This window comes from Leifsonia sp. GW821-FHT13C09 (genome assembly GCF_058806435.1).
The window spans coordinates 1-5,679 of the sequence record NZ_JBXAPS010000028.1; the positions used below are offsets into that span (position 1 = coordinate 1).

At 65.7% G+C, this 5,679-nt stretch carries 8 protein-coding genes; 5 read left to right on the forward strand and 3 right to left on the reverse strand.

Annotated elements, in window-relative coordinates; translation table 11 throughout:
• Positions 1 to 57 precede the first annotated feature (57 nt).
• The gene (locus tag AC1ROW_RS22110; RefSeq protein ID WP_493021832.1) at positions 58 to 492 is read left to right on the forward strand and encodes a hypothetical protein; all 435 of its coding nucleotides are present in this window, start codon (positions 58 to 60) and stop codon (positions 490 to 492) included.
• Between the two features lie 53 nt (positions 493 to 545).
• Here AC1ROW_RS22110 and AC1ROW_RS22115 read toward each other — a convergent pair whose 3' ends face one another.
• Positions 546 to 848 (reverse strand): hypothetical protein, encoded by a 303-nt coding sequence (locus tag AC1ROW_RS22115; RefSeq protein WP_493021833.1) that lies wholly within the window; start codon positions 846 to 848, stop codon positions 546 to 548.
• A gap of 383 nt (positions 849 to 1,231) precedes the next feature.
• Positions 1,232 to 1,912, reverse strand: coding sequence for a cation diffusion facilitator family transporter (locus AC1ROW_RS22120; protein WP_493021835.1), 681 nt, complete (start codon positions 1,910 to 1,912; stop codon positions 1,232 to 1,234).
• Positions 1,913 to 1,962: 50 nt separating this feature from the next.
• Between AC1ROW_RS22120 and AC1ROW_RS22125 the strand changes: the two genes are divergently transcribed.
• Entirely contained in the window at positions 1,963 to 2,544 is a 582-nt protein-coding gene (locus AC1ROW_RS22125; RefSeq protein WP_493021837.1) for a cation diffusion facilitator family transporter, read from the forward strand.
• Between the two features lie 48 nt (positions 2,545 to 2,592).
• Here AC1ROW_RS22125 and AC1ROW_RS22130 read toward each other — a convergent pair whose 3' ends face one another.
• A complete protein-coding gene (locus AC1ROW_RS22130) occupies positions 2,593 to 3,639 on the reverse strand; it encodes an IS110 family RNA-guided transposase (RefSeq protein WP_493021839.1) in 1,047 nt (348 codons plus the stop codon).
• A gap of 609 nt (positions 3,640 to 4,248) precedes the next feature.
• Between AC1ROW_RS22130 and AC1ROW_RS22135 the strand changes: the two genes are divergently transcribed.
• The 3 genes from AC1ROW_RS22135 to AC1ROW_RS22145 are packed head-to-tail and all read left to right on the forward strand — an operon-like array spanning position 4,249 to position 5,580.
• A complete protein-coding gene (locus tag AC1ROW_RS22135) occupies positions 4,249 to 4,560 on the forward strand; it encodes a hypothetical protein (RefSeq protein WP_493021841.1) in 312 nt (103 codons plus the stop codon).
• Between the two features lie 7 nt (positions 4,561 to 4,567).
• Complete coding sequence (locus AC1ROW_RS22140) at positions 4,568 to 4,912, forward strand: ArsR/SmtB family transcription factor (RefSeq protein WP_493021843.1); 345 nt, start codon at positions 4,568 to 4,570, stop codon at positions 4,910 to 4,912.
• Positions 4,909 to 5,580: a cation diffusion facilitator family transporter gene (locus AC1ROW_RS22145; RefSeq protein WP_493021845.1), complete on the forward strand. Its 672-nt coding sequence runs from the start codon at positions 4,909 to 4,911 to the stop codon at positions 5,578 to 5,580. The genes AC1ROW_RS22140 and AC1ROW_RS22145 overlap by 4 nt, the downstream gene beginning before the upstream one ends.
• Positions 5,581 to 5,679 lie beyond the last annotated feature (99 nt).

Genomic DNA, 5,679 nt, shown 5'->3' on the forward strand with positions numbered 1-5,679 from the left:
GAACCGTCGTCACCTTGAGTGACCGAACAAATGGCGGGGGCTGGACGATCGGTTCAAGTGCAGATAAGGCTCACCACGCTCCTGTCCCGCAACACCCTTCCCAAAGACGCGGCGGTCGTAATCGCCAAGGTTCTGACCATCCACCGGCAGGCGATCAGCACCGCCACCCGTGAAGGCAACCAGCTCGCCCACCAGCTGCTCAGCCTGGAGCCATCCGGCTATTTCGGGGACGACAAGCTTGCCGCGCTGGTCGAGCAGACCCCGACCAAAGCGCAGCATGTGGCGCTGGCGGTCGTCCTCGGGGCGTGCGAAGCCGTCACCAGCAAGCAGACCTGGCGCTACCCCTCCTCCACCGACACGGACTACTTCACCCAGCTCGCGGCGTGGGGCTACAGCCTCAGCGACGTCGAGCAGATCGTGACAGCAGGCGAGGCCACTCAGGCGGCAGAATACGCGGGTGAGGTCAGCACGGACCCTGGCGCAGGCGACTGATCACGCGGGAACGGAAGCGGGCCTGCACACCAGGCCCGCTTCTCGTTGAGAGGTCACGACAGTTCGCGAGTCGCCACCGACACCAATGCCGGTCCAACGACAGGACCTCCGCGCTGGGCTACCCGGTTGAAGGCCACGAACGGCACACACGCCGTCTCCGCCGTCAACGCCGCCAGCCGGCCAATCGGCGTGAAGGGATCGGCGGCGATCGCCCATCCATCGACCGCGTACCGACTCACCGTCTCCACACACTCCCGCTTCTCCTCCGCCGAGGGGCTGGTCGAGCCGACCACCCCGATCAGCCCGCCTTGCAGTTCCGGACCCATGTTGCTCGTATCGATGGTGAATACCCGCATCCTGATCACTCCCCTGTTGATCGACCCTTCTATGGGTCGGTGTCAAATTGGTCTGCCGGGCGGACTGACCAGGTGAGGGCGTTTGTGCTGTCCTGCTCCTGATCGTTTTTCTTGCCGTTCCGGCACAAAGATCGAGAGCGGGCGGAGGCAGCGCAGTGCCCGGAGGGAGCGGTTGCTAAGCGCAGGGAGCGAAGCGAGTGGAGTCTGCAAAAAGCGACCGGAGGGAACGGAGCTGATGCAGCTCGCTATGATCGGCTGCCGGATCGGAAAGAAAACCTGGGGAACAGCACGCCGCAGGCGTTCCGCCCGACAATCAGAGCGCCGCCTCCGTGCGGCTCCACTCCGACCCCTGGTGCATCGTGTCGCCCTGGAGCCACGGTTTCTCAGTCGTCGTCGAAGTCGACGTCCTTGCCCCGCAAGGCTGCGACGGCTTTGACGATGAGCTGGATGGCGGCAACGGCGATGAGGACCGAGACTCCGAGCGCGAGGACCGGGTCGAGCCAGTAGAGCCCGTTCGTGAGCAGGATGATGATGCCGGCAATCGCGATCGCCGCCGCAGCGGCGGCATCGGCTAGAGCGTCGATGAGGACCGAGCGCATATGCAGGTCCTCCCCAGCGGCGGACCGGCCCAGGACGAACGCACCGACGAGCATGACGATCATCGTGATCACGCTGACGATGACCATCGGCAGACCCTCCACCGGTGGCGAGCCCTCCTGCAGCCGGGAGATCGCCTCGAAGCTTACCGTCACGGTCACCGCGAGCAGCAGCACCGCGTTGACCAATGCGGCGATCGCGATCGGGCGTTGCGCGTGCGGATGGTCGGGGTCGCGGTCGCGGAGGGCTATCGCGATCAGGCCGAGGACGAGGGCGAAGCAGTCGGCGACAGTGTCGCCGGCGGCGGCGAGCACGCTGACCGAGTGTGAGAGCAGGCCCGCGACCACCAGTCCGATGATCAGGGCAAGGTTTAGGGCGAGGACGATCAGGATCCGGCGCCGCTGACTCCACCTGGGCGCGCTCACTGCCGCCGGGTTGGGTTGGGAGCTGTTCGACGGGTCGGGCACCTGAGCATTGTTTCATCCCGCCCCGACACGGCATCGGATACCGTCAAGTGGTGACCGACCTCACCCTCAGACTGCGACGCTCCGGAATCGCGTTGGAGGTCATCACCCTCAGCTGGAACGTTGTCGGCGTGATCCTGCTGGCGATCTTGGCCTTCCAGTCGGCGTCGGTCGCCCTGCTTGGGTTCGGTTTGGACAGTCTGATCGAGATCGGCGCCAGCACCGTCGTGATCTGGGAGCTCACCGACACCAATCAGGCCAGGCAACGCGTCGCTCTCCGCCTGATCGGGTGGGCGTTCATCCTGCTGGCCAGCTACCTCCTGATTCAAGCCGCCGTCGTCCTCATCCTCGGCCACCGCGCAACCCCGCTGATCGGCGGGATCGGCTGGACGGCGCTCACCGCGCTGGTCATGTTCGCCCTTGCCTGGGGCAAATGGGTCGTCGGCAAACGCCTGGACAACCCGGTGCTGCTCACTGAGGGCCGGGTCACGCTCATCGACAGCATCCTTGCCACCAGTGTGCTGCTGGGGATCCTGCTGGACTACACCCTCGGCTGGTGGTGGGCCGACCCACTCGCGGGCCTCGTCATCGTCTTCTACGCCGCACGTGAAGCCATCCACATCTTTCGCGAATAGCGCCCGGCGCAACCGTCGCCGATACGTTCACCTTGGCCTGCGCGGGTCTTAGGCCATGACCGCGTTCAGCTGCCGGAAGAGTTGCCGGGCGATATAGCGTTTCAGGCTCCGACGGATCTCGCGTTTGCTCTTGCCCTCTGCGAGCCGGCGCTCCAGATACTGGCGAGTGTCCGGGTCGCAGCTGATCCTGACCCGGGCGATGACATCCAGTGCTCGGTTCAGCTGCCTGTCGCCGTGACGGTTGAGCCGGTGCCGGGTCGTGTTGCCGCTGGACGCCGGCAACGGGGACGCACCAGCAAGGGCGGCGAATGCGGCTTCGCTGCGCACTCGGCCCTTATGTGAGAACGCGCTGATCAGGATGGCGCCGGTGACTGCCCCGACCCCCAGAACGTCGCGCAGGCCCGGCGCGAGTTCATCGACATGGTCGGCAAGTCCGGCGTGGTTCGCTTCGAGCTGAGCGGACAATGCCAGAACCGAGTTCGCGAGCCGGCGCGCTTCCTGACGGATGGTGGTCATCGCCGCGTCGTCGGCGGGACGGAGCCGCCACCCTGCGATCGAGCGAACCTGGCTGTCCGTCAGCGGCCGGCGGGCGTCGACGCCGAGTTCGAAACTGCGCAGCAGCGCGGTCAGCGCATTGCGCTCCGCGGTTCGCCGGCTATCCATCGCTTGACGGGCAACAAGCAACACTCGCAGCGCCGCGCGCAACCCGTCTGACCGTGGAGTCGTCAGCCGCTCGACCTCCGACGCCAGGGCCGTTCGCGCCGCGGCAACGGCATCGATCTCATCCGACTTACCCCGCCCTGCGCGGGCCGAGCGTTTCGGCGGCCGAACGTCGCAGACGTCGACGCTGGCACCGATCAGCGCTCGCCTCAGATTCGAGCCATATGAACTCGCGCCTTCGATCGCGACAAGAACACGGCCATCAGCGCGGTAGTGCACCCACGCGAGTGCGCGACTGAGTCCGTTCGCGGTCGTTGGGAAGGTCGCCGAGTCCAGGAGCCGACCGGTTCCCGCCTCGAGCACGGCATAAGTGTGTGTTCTGGCGTGTGTGTCGACGCCGACGACGTGGTCATAGTGATCAGCTATTGAGCTCACTCCGGAGGTCCCCTCCCATTCAACGAACAATGCGATTCGTCGGTCTGGAGACGTTTCGAGGCGGAACTCTTACGAGTCACACGGGCCGGATCCCGGCGCGTGGACGACCTTCTATCAAGCCATCGGAACAGGCAAACCGACGTCCAGCTCAGCGGGCGGACAGATCGATCGAAAGGCACCCGCGGGGCCATTTTTGTTTTGAGTCACGCGACGCCGAGCCGGACGCCAGTCTGCCAGCCAGTCCCAGACCGACCGGTTTCATTAGAGTTTTGTTTGCCTTTCCGGCGGGGAGATCAGTGGCGAGTGGAAGGGGCGGAGTGCCGGGACCGTGGAATACCGGAGGGAGCGCAGCGAGTGAGGATATGCCGCGAAAGCCCGGCACGGAAGCGCCGGGAACGAGCTACGATCGGGCGGCGGAAAGACACACAAAGCTCTCGGAGCAGCGCCGCCGGAGGCGGCTCCTCCTCCCGTCCCTCCCCGAGACGTATCGCACGGCGGATCATCCAGTCGATCTCCGACGCCCGCGACCGGCTTATATACCGCGAGATCGGCTGTCGCGTTTTCGCACAGACGGACACTTTGATACAGCGAACGCTGTATCATCACGATATGTCCCACCTTGGCCCCCTCGACTCGATTCCGATCGCATGTACGCTTTCGCCCGATACCGGCCGGGCCCAGGTTGAGCGCTGGCATCGATTCGACGACCGGTACGCCTTGCGTCGCATGAGTTCGGATGACCGCTTAGTCGTGCACTACGCCCGCACCGACGAATCGCTCGCAGAACTCAGCGAGCTCGTCGCGGCTGAACACTCGTGCTGCTCGTTCGTCACCTGGTCCGTGGAGACCGACAACAACGACCTTCGGCTCGTCGTCACGGGAACGCCGGAGCAGATCGAAGCCCTCGTCCTCACCCACTGAGAGATCCATGACGAACATCGCCCCTGCGGCCACCATCACGCACACCGCCGCCCTGGCCCGCTTCGGCCACGCGCTGTCCGACCCCACGCGCGTCGGCATCCTGCTCGCTCTGCGCGAGGCGCCAGCCTTTCCATCCGACCTCGCCAACGCCCTCGGCGTCTCCCGCCAGGTGATGTCGAACCAACTCGCCTGCCTGCGCGGGTGCGGCCTGGTCGAAGCGATCCCGGAGGGTCGCCGGACCTGGTACCGACTGGCCGACGGGCACATTGCGCCCGCGCTGGATGAGCTGCTGCGCGTCACACTGTTTGTCGAGCCGGGGTGCTGCGCAGGCGAGGAGTGCCGCTGCGCATGACCGCATCCACCACGCACGAGCGCTCCGGGATCCTTCAGCGGCGCATCCGCTTGATCGTCGCCGCCACTATCGGCTACAACCTCATCGAGGCCATCGTGGCCATCGCGGCCGGCAGTGTCGCATCGTCCGCGGCTCTCGTCGCATTCGGGCTGGACTCGACCATCGAGGTCCTCTCCGCCGCAGCTGTCGCCTGGCAGTTCACGCGACGTGATCCAGAGCGGTGGGAGAAACCCACCCTCCGAGTGATCGCAGTCGCGTTCTTCGCTCTGGCCGCGTACGTCACCGTCAGCTCTGGCCTGACGTTGGTCGCCCGCGTCGAGGTCCAGCACTCACCCGTCGGGATCGCGCTCACCGCGCTGAGCGTGATCGTCATGCCATTCCTGTCCTACGCCGAGCGCCGAGCCGGACGCGAGCTCGGATCGGCGACAGCGGTAGCCGACTCGAAGCAGACCCTGATCTGCACCTACCTCTCAGCAGCCGTACTGATCGGCCTTCTCCTGAATAGCGTGTTCGGGTGGTGGTGGGCCGATCCGATCGCTGGAATCGTGATCGCGGTCTTCGCTCTGCGCGAAGGCGTCGAAGCCTGGCACGGGGACGCCTGTGCGACCTCCATCGGGATGGTGCTCGAGGACGGCAGCAACGACGAAAGTCGGCCCCGTCAGGGCTGATCCACGCGGCTCACTCGCCGGCGCTAGCTGTACTGACCCGGATCGTTGTTGACGTAGGAGAGACCTCCGTAGTCGAGTTGGAGCTGTCTAGGTTCCCTC

What these genes read in the sequence shown, in the direction of transcription:
- AC1ROW_RS22115 (WP_493021833.1), bottom strand. Translation starts at nt 848, where the DNA reads ATGCGGGTATTCACCATCGATACGAGCAACATGGGTCCGGAACTGCAA.
- AC1ROW_RS22135 (WP_493021841.1), top strand. Translation starts at nt 4,249, where the DNA reads ATGTCCCACCTTGGCCCCCTCGACTCGATTCCGATCGCATGTACGCTT.
- AC1ROW_RS22140 (WP_493021843.1), top strand. Translation starts at nt 4,568, where the DNA reads ATGACGAACATCGCCCCTGCGGCCACCATCACGCACACCGCCGCCCTG.
- AC1ROW_RS22145 (WP_493021845.1), top strand. Translation starts at nt 4,909, where the DNA reads ATGACCGCATCCACCACGCACGAGCGCTCCGGGATCCTTCAGCGGCGC.